The sequence below is a fragment of the Flavobacterium psychrotolerans genome, from assembly GCF_003097635.1.
Classification (GTDB): Bacteria; Bacteroidota; Bacteroidia; order Flavobacteriales; family Flavobacteriaceae; genus Flavobacterium; species Flavobacterium psychrotolerans.
Genome location: NZ_QCZI01000015.1, coordinates 21,560 through 36,928, shown reverse-complemented (window position 1 = coordinate 36,928; position 15,369 = coordinate 21,560). Strand labels below are relative to the sequence as shown.

The following is a 15,369-nucleotide window of genomic DNA, read 5'->3' as shown; positions in this document are numbered from 1 at the left end:
AGTTTAGATTTTTGTGAATACCATTAAAGCATTTTTGGTAGGATCTCCTTTTTGATACAGTGTTTTTTTAGTAAACTTAAATCCAATTGTTTCAACAAAATCACAAATAAAGTCAAGTGAGTAAAAATTTCTGACCTCTTTACTGTTGTATTCCCAGGATTCATTTACACCCATATTAAAGACGTCATGAGCAAGAGCAACTAGCACTTTTTGATTTTCGGTATCACAATTATGGTCTCTTAAAATAAGTTTTCCACCAATTCTCATAGTATCTCTAATCGAGGAAATATATTGTATTCGTAAATCTAAAGGACAATGATGAAAACCTATGTATATGGTCACAAGATCTAAACTATTAGCGGGTATGTGGTCTGAAAATTTGGTTTCGTAATTGGTAAATGGAATATATTTTGCTCCAACAGCTATTTGACCACGTTCTACCATTTCGGTAAATGAATGTTTAGGTTTTCTGCCATCAGCATAATATCTTTTCCCTTTGATGGAAACACTTTCTTCAAGATAATCTAAATATCTTCCAGAAGACCCAATTTCTAAATAACCATTGTAGGTGGTGCCTTCTCCAAGCAAGGAAACCGTTTCTTGGGACATTTCATTTTTTTGGTGCATCAAAGCGGGAAGTTGGTATCGAACACTTGATAAAATCGGAGAAATATCGTCTAGTTTTGATTGGGTTGTGGTATAAATTTCTTTATCCGTATTTTTTGAAATGGTGTTGTCAGAAATTAATTTATGGAATTGCTTTTCAGGATATAAATTAAATACGTTTTTTAGAAATAGAAAAAACTCATTTTTGAGTTTGATGTTGGTGTAAATATATTTGAAATTACTTCTGACTACCGAATTTGAATTGAATATATTGTTGGGAAACAGCTGTGTGGATGTAACAAAAAGTAGTGTTGTTTTAATGAAATTTCGTCTCTTCATAGTTAATCAGTGATATAGTAATTAATTTCTTGCTAATATGTAAATGTAGGATTTAATTAAAAAAACTACTTACTTTTTATTTGAATTATCAGAGCCGAAAGTCAGAAGCTTTGTGAAACAGGGAACAATTGCTATTATTATAAAAATAAATTGCAGATTCACAAATTATAAAATCTGCGAATCTGCGGTTTATTTTTTTAAGTGGTGGGAATTTATTATTTACCCCAAAAACGCTTTCAATTCTTCATAAGTCTTGATTTTTACGCTCACTTTTTCCTTTCCTAACACGCTTTCAATTTGGGTAGGAATCGGTAGTTTTACGTTTAAGGTGGGCTCTACCGTATCTAAAAACTTAATGGGGTGGGCGGTTTCGAGGAAAATACCAAGGGCGTTCGGGTGGTTGTGCAATTCCTTTTTCAGTCCTAAATAACCCACTGCGCCGTGAGGTTCTGCAATGTAACCGTCAGTATTATAAATGGTTTTCATTGCGGCAAGGGTATCGGCATCGGTGAAAGTATAGGAAGAGAAATCGGTTTTAAACTGTTCCAAATCATTGCCGTACATTTCCTGAATGCGGATAAAATTACTCGGATTCCCCACGTCCATGGCATTAGAAATAGTGGCTATGGATGGTTTAGGATCGTAAAGTCCGTTTGCTAAAAATCGTGGCACGGTATCATTCACATTGGTAGAAGCCACAAAATGTTCGATGGGCAATCCCATTTTTTTAGCAATGATGCCCGCACAAATGTTCCCGAAATTCCCGCTAGGGCAGGAGAAAACCAAGGGTTGGTTTTGTTTCTTTAAGGCTTTGTAGGCAAAGAAGAAATAAAACATTTGCGGCAACCAGCGCGCAATATTAATTGAATTAGCCGAAGTCAGGTTTTTGTGTTTCAAGCTGTCGTCCAAAAACGCTTTTTTGACCATGTCCTGACAATCGTCAAAAACGCCATCCACTTCAAGGGCCGTGATGTTCTGTCCTAAAGTAGTTAATTGCCGTTCCTGAATGTCACTCACTTTCCCGGACGGATATAAAATAATTACTTCTACACCTTTTACTCCAAGGAATCCACTGGCTACGGCACCTCCCGTATCACCGGAAGTCGCCACTAACACCATATTTTTACTGTCTTTGTTGTCTTTGTTGAAATAACCCAAACAACGGGACATGAAACGTGCGCCCACGTCCTTGAACGCCATGGTAGGCCCGTGAAACAATTCGAGGGAATAGATGCCTTTTTCGACTTCTACCATAGGGAAATCAAAACACAGGGTTTCGGCAATGATTTGTTTTAATGTGTCTGGAGGAATTTCGTCACCCACAAATTGTTTGATGGCTTCAAAAGCAATTTCTTCGTTACTCAAATTTTCGATGGTGTCAAAAAAAGCAGGAGCTAACGGGGTAATGGTTTCCGGAAAATATAAGCCTTTATCGGTGGCTAATCCTTGTATTACGGCTTCTTGAAAAGAAACGTTTGGGGCGTTGTGGTTTAAACTGTAGTATTTCATTTTATTGTCATTGCGAGGCGTTGCGAAGCTTGAAGCAAAGCAATCTGTTTATTTGAATTTTAAAATCACTAATTTTTATTTTTTTATTCCCCTTTCGGGGGTTAGGGGGCTATTATTTTCATCCCTTCATCATTCACTTTAGAAACGTGAACTTCATAAGGTAAATTCATCTCGTCATATATGGCACTCATGGCTTTGCCGATTTTTTCGGCGGTTTCCTTTCCCTTGCTCAAGGCAAAAATGGAAGGCCCAGAACCCGATATTCCAGAACCTAAGGCTCCGTTTTCGTAAGCCGTTTTCTTGATTAAATCAAATCCCGGAATCAATACCGAGCGTAACGGTTCCACAATTTCGTCGTGTAGGGAACGGCCAATTAATTCGTAATCCTGGGTATACAAACCGGCTATTAATCCGCCCACATTTCCCCATTGCGTGATGGCACTTTTTAGGGAAACGGTTTGTTTCAATACCGAACGCGCATCCGAAGTTTTTAACTCAATTTGAGGATGCACCACGGTGGCATATAATTCGGAAGGGCTTTGTATTTTTACAATGTCTAATGGACTTGAACTGCGTACCAAGGTGAATCCGCCTAAAAGGGCAGGAGCGACATTATCGGCATGGGCATTTCCGCTGGCCAGTTTTTCGCCTTGCATGGCAAATAATACCAATTCTTTTCTAGTGAAGGGTTGCCCCAATAATTCATTGATACCAAAAACAGCACCGGCACTACTGGCGGCACTACTACCAATTCCGCTGCCGGCTTTGATATTTTTGTAGATTTCAATTTCAAATCCGAATTCGGTTTCAACGGCATCGAGCATCGCCAAAGCGGCAACACCGGCTACGTTTTTTTCGGTTTCCAAAGGCAAATCGGCACCCACAATTTTGGTGATGCGCACGCCTTTTTTATCCGATTTTCGAATAATCATTTCATCCCCAGCGGTTTCTAAACAAAGTCCTAGGACATCAAATCCGCAGGAAAGATTAGCGATGGTGGCGGGGCAGAATATTTTTATTTCGTTCATAATTAATTTTATTGCGTAGAGAGGTTGCATTCCAACGTCTCTACAATAACGCATCATTATATATTTCCAACACGAATCACATCGGCAAAAATCCCCGAAGCCGTCACGGCGGCACCAGCACCGGCACCTTTTATCAATAAAGGTTGGTCGATATAACGATCGGTATAAAACTGGACAATATTGTCTTTTCCTTCTAAATTATAGAAAGGACTTTCTTTTGGAATAAATTCCAATCCAACACTGGCTTTTCCGTTTTCGAAAGTGGCCACGTATTTTAAACGACAATTTTTTGCTTTGGCTTCTTTCAGTAAATTCTCGAAATGAGGGGCATGCGTTATTAGGGATTTGAAAAACTCTTCGTTGTTTGTTGTTGCTAAACATGCTGCGGGTAAAAAAGATCTATTGGCTATGTCCTCAATTTCCATCTTGTAGCCGCTTTCGCGAATCAGGATTAATATCTTTCTGGCCACATCTACACCGCTTAAATCAATTTTTGGGTCAGGTTCAGTAAATCCTTGTACACCAGCTTCTTTTACAACATCATGAAAAGAATTATTTTCGTCGAAATTGTTAAATATAAAGTTCAAACTACCGGATAAAACGGCTTGAATTTTGTTGACTTTGTCTCCCGAAGCGATCAAGTGTTTTAGGGTATCAATGATTGGCAATCCTGCCCCCACATTGGTTTCAAACAAGAACGGCGCATTGTATTGCCGGGAAAGACTTTTTAGTTTTTTGTAGTTACCATACGCTGAGGAACAAGCAATTTTGTTGCAAGTCACTACGGCAACATTTTGTTTCAAATACTGCTCATAGGTTTCGGAAACCCCTTGATTGGCGGTAATGTCCACAAAAATACTGTTGCGTAAATTGAGTGATTTTACCTTTGAAATAAAGGTTTCTTTGTTGGCAGTTTCTCCGTTTTCTAATAGGGATTGCCAGTCTTTAAGGGGAATTCCGTCTTCGTCAAAATACATTTTTCTGGAATTGGACACCGCCACAACTCTCAGGATTATTTTTAGATTTTCTTTCAGGAATTTCTTTTGCTGGTTGATTTGTTCGATGAATTTTTCACCTACATTTCCAACACCCATCACAAACAAATTCAGCTGTTTGGTGTTTTCTTCAAAAAAGGTTTCGTGCAAAGTATTCAACGCTTTTTTCACGTCCCTTTCGTTGATTACCGCCGAAATATTTCTTTCCGAAGCTCCTTGTGCGATAGCGCGAATGTTCACATTGTTTTTCCCTAAGGTGCTAAACATTCTGCCGCTCAGACCTTGGTGATTTTTCATGTTCTCGCCAACCAAAGCAATGATGCAAAGGTTTTTCTCTACAATGCAAGGGTCGATTTTGTTTTGTGAAATTTCAATTTCAAAGGCTTTGTTGATGGCATTTTCGGCAGTATCAGCATCTGAATTTAGAATTCCAATACAAATGGAATGTTCCGATGAAGCTTGAGTAATAAAAATGACATTGATGCTCTCGTGCGATAAAACTTCAAAAAGTCTTTTAGAAGATCCTGCAACGCCAATCATACCAGGTCCTTCAAGGGTAATCAAGGTAATGTGGTCAATATGGCTAATTCCTTTAACGGGATTCGTGCTCGAAGTTACTTTGTTTGAAATGTAGGTTCCTTCGGCTTCCGGTTCGAAAGTATTTTTGATTAGAATGGGAATATTCTTTCTCAGTACGGGTTGAATGGTAGGAGGATATAATACTTTAGCTCCAAAATGGGACAATTCCATAGCTTCCTGATAGGAAATTGTGGCAATGGGTTGTGCTTGTTTTACGATTTTTGGGTTTGCCGTAAACATTCCATTAACGTCCGTCCAAATTTCTAAATCAGTTGCATTCAAGGCTCCTGCAATGATTGCTGCTGTATAATCCGAACCACCACGGCCTAAAGTTGTATTGATACCATCTAAAGAAGAAGCAATAAATCCGGGCATAACGACTACCTGAGTATCATTTGAAGCAAAAAAATCGGTAATTAATTGGTTTGAAACCTCAAAATTAACCGCTGCTTTCCCAAAATTAGTATTGGTTTTGATTAATTCGCGACTGTCCTTGTAACTGCTGTTTTTTAGGTTTTGTTTCAGCGCCTCCGCGATAATATAGGAAGACAATAATTCTCCAAAACTTAATATGGTATCGGATGTTCTGGTAGACAATTCATTCAAAAGAAAGCATCCGTCCAATAAGGTTTCCAAATGATTTATTATCCTTTTGATATGGCTTAATAATCCGCTTTGTTCGCTTACGGGGATGAGTTCTTTTATTGCGTCTAAGTGCTTTTTTTCAATTTCAGCAACAATTTCTTTATAGCTTTCGTCATTTGAAGCGGCTTTTATGGAGGCCAGTTGAAGCAAATCGGTCACTTTGCTGAAAGCGGAAACAACAACAACTAATTGGTCTTGTTTTGCTTTATTGGTAACGATTTCTAAAACGAGTTTTATGTTTTGTGCATTGGCTACTGAAGTTCCGCCGAATTTTAAAATTTTCATTAGGGTCGATTTAAAAAATATTTTTAGCTATCATAAATTCATAATTTTTGTTTCTTCTAAAAAGAAAAAAACAAATATAGGATTATATGATTAATTTATACCCCGAATGGGGTTGTAGTTTTTGTAGAGGAAACAGTATTTACAACCAAAATTTGGGTTGTATTTGTATAGGAAATGGGGTTACTGCTAGGAAACATCATTGTGATTTTGGTTTCAAAAGTAATATATTTCGTTGATTATAAAAAAAATAAAGAATATTTTTGCGAATATTTTAGGCATGAATGAATTAGATGTAATTTTTATATCTTTTGAAGTTTAAATAATAGGGAAATTGCAATTTACAGCCATAATATTATCAACAATTCTTGTTTCTTAACATTTGTTTATTGAATTTTGAACCTTCAATAAAATTACAAATGGACAATTTTCATTACATCAGTTCCGAAGTCTTAAATTTAGAAACCTTACACGAAATTATATCCCATCATAAATCATTAGCATTATCAGAAGAGGCTAAAATTAATATTCAGAAATGCCGTGATTATTTAGATAAAAAGATGGTTTCGCAAGAAAAACCAATCTACGGAATAAATACAGGTTTTGGTTCTTTGTGCAACGTGAAAATTTCGAATGAAAACTTGTCTCAACTTCAGGAGAATTTGGTAAAATCGCATGCCTGCGGAACGGGGGAGGAAGTGCCATTGAACATTGTGAAATTGATGCTATTACTTAAAATTCAATCCTTTAGTTATGGCTATTCTGGGGTGCAATTGCAAACGGTGGATCGTCTCATTGAATTTTATAATAAAGATATTTATCCTGTAGTTTATACTCTTGGTTCGCTTGGTGCATCAGGAGATTTGGCTCCATTAGCTCATTTGGCATTGCCACTTTTGGGTGAGGGAGAAGTGTATTTTGAGGGTAAAAAAGTTTCTTCTAAAGAAGTCCTGAATCATTTTGGTTGGGAACCAATTGTTTTGCAGTCTAAAGAAGGCTTGGCTTTATTAAACGGAACACAATTCATGAGTGCATACGGGTCTCATATTTTATTGAAAGCCATTAAGTATTCCTATTTGGCCGATTTAATTGCAAGCATTTCCCTTGAAGGATTTGACGGACTTCTGGAACCTTTTAACGAATTGATGCATTATATCCGTCCACACAAAGGGCAAATTATTACAGCCAATCGAATCAATGAATTTTTGGAAGGAAGTGAAATCATAAATCAGCCTAAGAATCATGTTCAGGATCCGTATTCGTTTCGATGTATTCCACAAGTTCATGGCGCTTCAAAAGATGCCTTGGATTATGTAAAAAAAGTGTTTAAAACCGAAATCAATTCCGTTACCGATAATCCCAATATTTTTATAGAAAGTGACCAGATTATTTCTGGGGGTAATTTTCACGGGCAACCACTGGCCTTGGCTCTCGATTTTATTGCGATAGCTTTGGCGGAATTAGGCAGTATTTCTGAAAGAAGAACCTTTCAGCTTGTTTCCGGTTTGCGTAATCTTCCCGCTTTTTTGGTGGATAATCCAGGGTTAAATTCGGGGTTGATGATTCCGCAGTACACCGCCGCAAGCATTGTGAGCCAGAACAAACAGTTGGCAACCCCAGCGAGTATTGACAGTATCGTTTCAAGTAACGGGCAGGAAGACCATGTAAGTATGGGAGCCAATGCAGCGACGAAAGCATTGCGAATCATGGATAATTTAGAACGGATTCTCGCCATTGAATTAATGAATGCTTCTCAGGCCATTGAATTCAGGAGACCTTTACAATCGAGTGGTTTTATAGAAATGTTCTTGAAATCTTATAGGGAGGAAGTTCCATTAATAAAAAACGACAGGATTTTTCATTATGATATAGAAAAATCAGTAGCTTTTTTAGACAGCTTTATGATTGATGATTTGGATTATTAATTCCCACCACTCAAACTTTTGTGTTTACGTCTTCGTTTGAAATGGGTTTGTTTTAAATTAGTATCTCCGGATATAATACTGATATTTCCGTCAATTTCTAACATGGCTAGTTTTACGTCTTTAAAATATTCTACACCATGTTCTCGCATCGCTTCCCTTAATTCATCAGAAGTAATGCTAAGTTTACTTAAGATTTTAAAATCTAAATTCCCGTCGTGAATTAATATCTCTGGTTTTTCTTGCATGAATTCACTAAATCGTTTAAACCGGTACATTAATTTTTTTAGGGTAAAATTAATTGCAAACAAAACCGTGGCGGCGGCCAGTCCTCCCCAAAGGCTAGTGTCGCTACCTACCATGGCATTTTGTACCGCATTACTAATCAGCAAGATTAAAATCACATCAGCCGTGTTGAGCTGTGATAATTCTTTTTTGCCAAAAACACGCAAAGCAATAACCATGAAAAAATATACGGCTGCGCTGCGTAAAATAACGTCTAAATAGGGGTTCATTAATGAGTTTGTTTTGAATTGGAAACTACTAAAATCTACCATTTAAAATCACTTCAACTTGATGTTCTTCTCAATGGCTCGAATCATTTCGCCTGCTATGTCTTTATTTGTTGCGCCTTCTATACCCTCAAGTCCGGGTGAGGAATTGACTTCTAACAATAAAGGGCCTTTCAGCGAACGAATAATATCTACTCCAGCAACTTTTAAATCCATGGCTTTTGCCGCTTTAATGGCTATTTTTTTCTCTTCGGCAGTGACTTTAATCACTGAAGCTGTTCCTCCCAAATGAATATTTGCCCTAAATTCCCCAGGTAATGCTTCTCTTTGAATTGCGGCAACCACTTTACCGTCAATTACAAAGCAACGAATATCTTTTCCGTTGGCTTCTTTTATAAATTCCTGAACTAATATATTGGCATTTAAACTTTTAAAAGCATTGATAACGCTTTCAGCCGCTTTTTTTGTTTCTGCCAAAACGACACCTTTTCCTTGTGTGCCTTCCAATAGTTTCACAATTAGGGGTGAACCTCCAACCATTTTTATCAAATCGTCGGTATCTAAAGGGGAATTTGCAAAACCGGTTGTTGGGATTTCAATTCCGTGATTTAACAACAATTGCAATGAAAATAATTTATCACGGGACTGGGTAATGGCTGTTGAAGAGTTTAAACAATACACTTTTAAAGCTTCAAATTGACGCGTTAATGCACAACCGTAAAAGGTAATGCTAGGCCGTATTCTAGGAATAATGGCATCAAATTGATTGAGAATTTTCCCCCCACGATAATGGATTTCTGGTTTTGTGGCATCCAGTTTCATGTAGCATTCCTTGATGTTTAAAAACTGCATTTCATGGCCACGCATTTCTCCGGCTTCCATGATTCTTTTGTTACTATACAATTCGGGATTACTGGCTAAAAGTCCTATCCGCAAGCCTGTTGAGGCCTGAACGGCATTTTTATACAATTCTTTTAAATTATCACTGGTGGCTTGACCTAAAAGATAAATTTGTTCAGGATCGACTAAAACTCTTCCGCTCATGGCTTCACGCCCTAAAAGCATCCGAAACCCCATTGAATCCCTATTGGTTAGGGTCATTTCAATAGGCCAATTTGTATGTCCTAAATCTAATATCGTCTGAATTACATAACGTTGTTCTCTATAGCCGCTAGAGCTTTTTACTATCCTTTTGTCTACCAAAGGTGATTCACAGTGGATTACCGTTTTTAAATCATTTTGGATTGGATTGATGTCAAATTTCACCCAATTCATCCCATCTTTTATAAACGGCGCAATATTAATGGCATGAAGTGCAGATGTTTTAGCACCAGAATCTACTCGGGCTTTGATTGTTGGGATTCCTAAATCTGGAAAAGAAAACCATTCCTCGCTTCCTAGAATAACTTTGTTTTGTAACATTTAAAAAGGATTAAAAGATTTAGCCACGAATTCACGAATTAAAACTAAATATAATCCGTGAATTCGTGGCTAAAAAATAAAAATTAATTAATTGGTTTTTCTGCTTTTTTAACATTGATAAACAATTCTTGAGAAGGCTCATCTAAGTCCATATAAATCTCGTCCCCAGAACCAATTTTTGAAGTGATTATTTCTTCTGCCAATGCATCTTCAACATACTTCTGAATGGCTCTTTTTAGTGGTCTTGCTCCAAATTGTCTGTCAAATCCTTTTTCTGCAATAAACGCTTTTGCCTTATCGGAAAGGTTTAACTTATAGCCCAACTCAGCTACTCGATCGTACAGTTTTTTTAATTCAATTTCAATAATCAAATTGATATGCTCTTTTTCTAAAGCATTGAAGACAATGACGTCATCAATTCTATTTAAAAATTCGGGCGCGAAGGTTTTTTTCAATGCGTTTTCGATAATGCCTTTCGAATTATCATCAGCTTGAGCCACTTTAGCTGCGGTACCAAAACCGACACCTTGTCCAAAATCTTTTAATTGTCTGGCTCCAACATTTGAAGTCATTATGATTATGGTATTTTTGAAATCAATTTTTCTGCCTAAACTATCGGTTAAATAGCCATCATCAAGGACTTGAAGCAGCATGTTGAATACATCGGGATGCGCCTTTTCGATTTCATCCAATAGCACTACGCAATAGGGTTTTCTTCGTACTTTTTCGGTTAATTGTCCACCTTCCTCGTAGCCAACATATCCTGGAGGCGCTCCAACTAATCTTGAAATTGCAAATTTTTCCATGTATTCACTCATATCAATACGAACTAAAGCATCTTCAGAGTCAAACAATTCTTTAGCCAAAACTTTGGCCAATTGTGTTTTACCAACTCCGGTTTGTCCTAAGAAAATAAACGAACCAATTGGTCGGTTTGGATCTTTTAATCCGGCACGATTCCTTTGAATGGAACGAGCAATTTTTAATACTGCTTCTTTCTGTCCAATAACCTTTCCTTCAATTAGTTCCGGAAGATTAGCTAATTTATTGCTTTCGGTTTGTGCAATGCGATTTACAGGTATTCCTGTCATCATAGATACCACATCGGCAACGTTATCTTCGGTTACAATAATACGGTTGTTTTTTGAATCTTCGTCCCATTGTTCTTGTGCAATAGCCAAGTCTTTTTCGATGCGTTTTTCGTCATCACGTAGTTTTGCGGCCTCCTCATATTTCTGTTTTTTAACTACGGAATTTTTCAATTCTCGTACGTCTTCCAATTGACGTTCTAAATCTAAAATTTGTTTTGGAACTTCAATATTGGTAATGTGAACACGAGAACCCGCTTCGTCCAAGGCGTCAATTGCTTTGTCTGGCAAGAAACGTTCAGACATGTATCTGTTCGTTAATTTCACGCAAGCTTCTATTGCTTCTTGGGTATACGTAACATTATGGTGGTCTTCGTATTTATTTTTGATGTTATTCAAAATAGTAATGGTTTCATCAACAGATGTTGGTTCCACAATAATCTTTTGAAAACGTCTTTCTAAAGCGCCGTCTTTTTCTATGTATTGACGGTATTCGTCTAATGTTGTTGCTCCAATACATTGAATTTCTCCTCTTGCAAGTGCGGGTTTGAACATGTTGGAAGCGTCCAGCGAGCCCGTTGCTCCACCTGCGCCAACAATGGTGTGTATTTCGTCGATGAAAAGAATAATATCGTCATTTTTCTCCAACTCATTCATGACCGCTTTCATGCGCTCCTCAAACTGTCCGCGGTATTTTGTTCCAGCAACTAAACTGGCTAAGTCAAGTGTAACGACACGTTTGTTGAACAGGTTTCGAGATACTTTCTTTTGAATGATTCGCAAGGCCAAACCTTCTGCAATAGCGGATTTTCCAACTCCGGGTTCGCCAATAAGCAATGGATTGTTTTTTTTGCGTCGGCTTAGAATTTGAGAAACACGTTCAATTTCTTTCTCACGTCCCACAACTGGGTCGAGTTTGCCTTCTTCGGCCATTTCGGTTAAATCCCTGCCAAAATTATCTAAAACAGGAGTTTTAGATTTTTTGTTGGATTTGTTGGCAGGATTGTTAAAGTTGCCTTCTCTTAAATTGTCATCTTGTCCGGAATCTTCGTTGAATGATTCGTTCCTAGGCAAATTTTCTAAAAAATTTTCTTCGTTTGGTGTCATGTTCAGATATTGTTCTTTAGCTACGTCATAATCAATTTTCATTTTATTCAGTAACTTGGTTGTTGGATCATTTTCATTTCTTAGTATGCATAATAGTAAATGTGCCGTACTGATTGAGGAACTCTGAAAAACTTTGGCTTCAAGAAACGTTGTCTTCAGGGCACGCTCTGCCTGACGTGTTAAATGTAAGTTTTTCTTTTCGTTACTTACTATAATATTTGGATTTGCGGGGCTTAAGATTTCAACTTTTCTTCGCAAATGATCTAAATCAACAGATAAATTGTTCAGAATTGTAATGGCTTTACCATTCCCATCTCTTAAAATACCCAACATCAAATGCTCTGTTCCAATAAAATCGTGGCCTAAACGCAAGGCTTCCTCTTTACTGTAAGTGATTACATCTTTGACTCTTGGTGAAAAATTATCATCCATATTATTGTATAATTTGTATTGTAAATTTAGTGATTTTATAATGCAATTGCAATAATCATTCCCATCTAAATGTGCTGTCAGCTAATAGACAAAAAATATTTAAAATTAAAAGTTAAAAGTGAATTAACTTATCAACTGAAAACGGACTGAATTTTGTTGATAAATCGAAAAAAAATATGTTTAAAAATCCCTTAAAAATAGTCGAGAAAGGTTATATTAGCAGGATTTTTCAAAACAAATAATTTTTAATATAACTATAATATGTCTAACGGAGAAAAGTTAATTCCTATTAACATAGAGGACGAAATGAAATCAGCTTACATCGATTATTCGATGTCGGTAATTGTATCAAGAGCACTTCCAGATGTTAGAGATGGCTTGAAACCAGTGCATCGAAGAGTGCTTTTTGGAATGCATGAATTAGGAATCACTTCAAAATCAGCCCATAAAAAATCAGCGAGAATCGTAGGAGAAGTTTTAGGGAAGTATCACCCACACGGAGATACATCTGTATATGATGCCATGGTGCGTATGGCTCAAGAATGGAGCATGCGTTATCTTTTGGTTGACGGTCAGGGTAACTTTGGTTCTGTAGATGGCGATAGTCCTGCAGCAATGCGTTACACCGAAGCCAGAATGAAAAAGATTTCGGAAGAAATTATGGCCGACATCGAAAAAGAAACCGTTGATTTTCAATTGAATTTTGACGATACATTGTATGAGCCAAAAGTAATGCCGACTAGAGTTCCCACCTTATTAATAAACGGAGCAACTGGTATTGCTGTGGGGATGGCTACTAATATGCCACCACACAATTTAACCGAAGTCATCAATGGAACCTTGGCTTATCTTGATAATAATGATATTGAGATAGACGAATTGATGAATCATATTAAGGCTCCCGATTTTCCTACCGGTGGAATTATTTATGGATATGAAGGGGTGCGTGAAGCATTCAAAACAGGTCGTGGACGTATTGTGATGCGTGCCAAAGTGAACTTTGAAGAAGTTGACGGAAGAGAATCTATTATCGTTTCCGAAATTCCGTATCAGGTCAATAAGGCAGACATGATTAAAAGAACTGCTGATTTAGTAAACGACAAAAAAATTGAGGGTATCGCCAATATTCGTGATGAATCGGATAGAAACGGAATGCGAATCGTTTATATATTGAAGCGTGATGCTACGCCAAATGTGGTGTTAAATACGCTTTACAAGTTTACGCAACTGCAATCTTCTTTCAGTGTAAACAATATTGCCTTGGTAAAAGGGCGTCCCCAAATGTTGAATCTAAAAGACATGATTCATTATTTCATCGAGCACCGTCACGATGTTGTGGTTCGTAGAACGCGTTTTGAATTGCGCAAAGCCGAGGAAAGGGCGCATATCTTAGAAGGTTTAATCATAGCTTCTGATAATATTGACGAAGTGATAGCTTTAATTCGAGGGTCTAAAAATACGGAAGAAGCCAGAGAAAAGTTAATCGAAAGATTCAAATTGTCTGACATTCAGTCTCGTGCCATTGTAGAAATGCGTTTGCGTCAATTAACAGGTCTGGAACAAGACAAGTTAAGAGCGGAATATGAAGAGTTAATGAAATTGATTGAGCATTTGAAAGATTTATTAGCAAATGTTGATTTGAGAACTGCTTTAATAAAAGAAGAGCTTATAGAAATTCGTGATAAATATGGAGATGCCCGTCGTTCTGTTATTGAATATTCTGGTGGAGATGTAAGCATCGAGGATTTAATTGCCGATGAAAATGTGGTAATTACCATTTCACACGCCGGTTATATCAAACGCACCAATTTGACAGAATATAAGACCCAAAATAGAGGAGGAGTTGGTCAAAAAAGTGCCGGAACAAGAGATCAAGATTTCTTAGAACACATGTTTGTGGCCACCAACCACCAATATATGATGTTCTTTACCCAAAAAGGGAAATGTTTCTGGATGCGTGTATATGAAATTCCGGAAGGAAGCAAAACGGCAAAAGGAAGGGCTTTGCAAAACTTGATTAACATTGAAAGTGATGATAAAGTAAAAGCTTTCATTTGTACTCAAGATTTAAAAGATAAAGAATACATAGGGAGTCATAATTTGATAATGGTGACCAAAAAAGGGCAAGTTAAGAAAACCTCATTAGAGAAATATTCTAAACCTAGAGTCAATGGTGTTGCCGCAATCACGATTAAAGAAGGCGATGAATTATTAGAAGCCAAACTCACCAATGGTGAAAGTCAAATTATTTTGGCGGTGAAATCAGGGAAATTAGTTCGTTTTGAAGAAACCAAAACCCGTCCAATGGGAAGAACCGCTTCCGGAGTTCGTGGAATTACTTTAAAAGATGAAACAGACGAAGTAATTGGAATGGTTACTGTAAACGATATGAATAGCGAAATCCTTGTTGTTGCCGAAAATGGTTTTGGAAAACGTTCCAGCCTTGACGAATATAGAATCACAAACCGTGGGGGAAAAGGGGTTAAGACATTAAATATCACAGAGAAAACCGGTAAATTAATTTCAATAAACGCCGTTACCGATGCGGATGATTTAATGATTATCAACAAATCAGGATTGACCATAAGAATGGCTGTTGAAGATTTGAGAGTGATGGGACGCGCTACACAAGGGGTGAAACTGATCAACATCAAAGGAAACGATTCTATTGCAGCAGTAACTAAGGTAATGAAAGACGATGTAGCAGAAGTTATTGTTGATGAAGATGGTAATATTATCGAATCTGATGCTATTGAAAGAGTAAAACCCGTATTAGAAATTCTTGAAGACGAAGGTTCAGCCGATGACGACGATGAGGAAGATGATGCTGAAACTGAAGAAGACATCGAAGATGAAGACGATGCCGATGACGAAGAAACCGAATAATTAAATATTAAATAGAA

The 15,369-nt window shown here is 37.3% G+C and carries 9 protein-coding genes; 2 read left to right on the top strand and 7 right to left on the bottom strand.

All coding sequences use genetic code 11. The annotated features are described in order from the left end of the window. Positions 1-3 precede the first annotated feature (3 nt). The 4 genes from DB895_RS11415 to thrA form a co-directional block, all read right to left on the bottom strand. A complete protein-coding gene (locus tag DB895_RS11415) occupies positions 4-945 on the bottom strand; it encodes a dehydrogenase (protein WP_116725495.1) in 942 nt (313 codons plus the stop codon). 219 nt (positions 946-1,164) lie between these two features. Continuing rightward, positions 1,165-2,454, bottom strand: coding sequence for a threonine synthase (gene thrC / locus DB895_RS11410; protein ID WP_116725494.1), 1,290 nt, complete (start codon positions 2,452-2,454; stop codon positions 1,165-1,167). 101 nt (positions 2,455-2,555) lie between these two features. After that, on the bottom strand, positions 2,556-3,482 hold the full coding sequence (locus DB895_RS11405; RefSeq protein WP_116725539.1) for a homoserine kinase: 927 nt from the start codon (positions 3,480-3,482) through the stop codon (positions 2,556-2,558). Between the two features lie 56 nt (positions 3,483-3,538). Then, positions 3,539-5,986 carry a bifunctional aspartate kinase/homoserine dehydrogenase I gene (gene thrA / locus DB895_RS11400; protein WP_116725493.1) on the bottom strand — a complete coding sequence of 816 codons (2,448 nt, stop codon included), beginning with the start codon at positions 5,984-5,986 and terminating at the stop codon, positions 3,539-3,541. A 416-nt stretch (positions 5,987-6,402) separates the two neighbouring features. Here thrA and hutH point away from each other — a divergent pair, with 416 nt between their 5' ends. Next, entirely contained in the window at positions 6,403-7,908 is a 1,506-nt protein-coding gene (gene hutH / locus DB895_RS11395; protein ID WP_116725492.1) for a histidine ammonia-lyase, read from the top strand. Here hutH and DB895_RS11390 read toward each other — a convergent pair. The 3 genes from DB895_RS11390 to DB895_RS11380 all read right to left on the bottom strand — a co-directional run bounded on the left by DB895_RS11390 (position 7,905) and on the right by DB895_RS11380 (position 12,466). Continuing rightward, positions 7,905-8,420 carry a DUF421 domain-containing protein gene (locus DB895_RS11390; protein ID WP_116725491.1) on the bottom strand — a complete coding sequence of 172 codons (516 nt, stop codon included), beginning with the start codon at positions 8,418-8,420 and terminating at the stop codon, positions 7,905-7,907. The two genes, hutH and DB895_RS11390, sit on opposite strands and share 4 nt — an antisense overlap. A 48-nt stretch (positions 8,421-8,468) precedes the next feature. Beyond that, the gene (rimK, locus tag DB895_RS11385) at positions 8,469-9,839 is read right to left on the bottom strand and encodes a 30S ribosomal protein S6--L-glutamate ligase (protein ID WP_116725490.1); all 1,371 of its coding nucleotides are present in this window, start codon (positions 9,837-9,839) and stop codon (positions 8,469-8,471) included. Positions 9,840-9,922: 83 nt separating this feature from the next. Continuing rightward, on the bottom strand, positions 9,923-12,466 hold the full coding sequence (locus tag DB895_RS11380; RefSeq protein WP_116725489.1) for an ATP-dependent Clp protease ATP-binding subunit: 2,544 nt from the start codon (positions 12,464-12,466) through the stop codon (positions 9,923-9,925). A gap of 261 nt (positions 12,467-12,727) precedes the next feature. Here DB895_RS11380 and gyrA point away from each other — a divergent pair, with 261 nt between their 5' ends. Beyond that, positions 12,728-15,352: a DNA gyrase subunit A gene (gene gyrA, locus DB895_RS11375; protein ID WP_116725488.1), complete on the top strand. Its 2,625-nt coding sequence runs from the start codon at positions 12,728-12,730 to the stop codon at positions 15,350-15,352. Positions 15,353-15,369 lie beyond the last annotated feature (17 nt).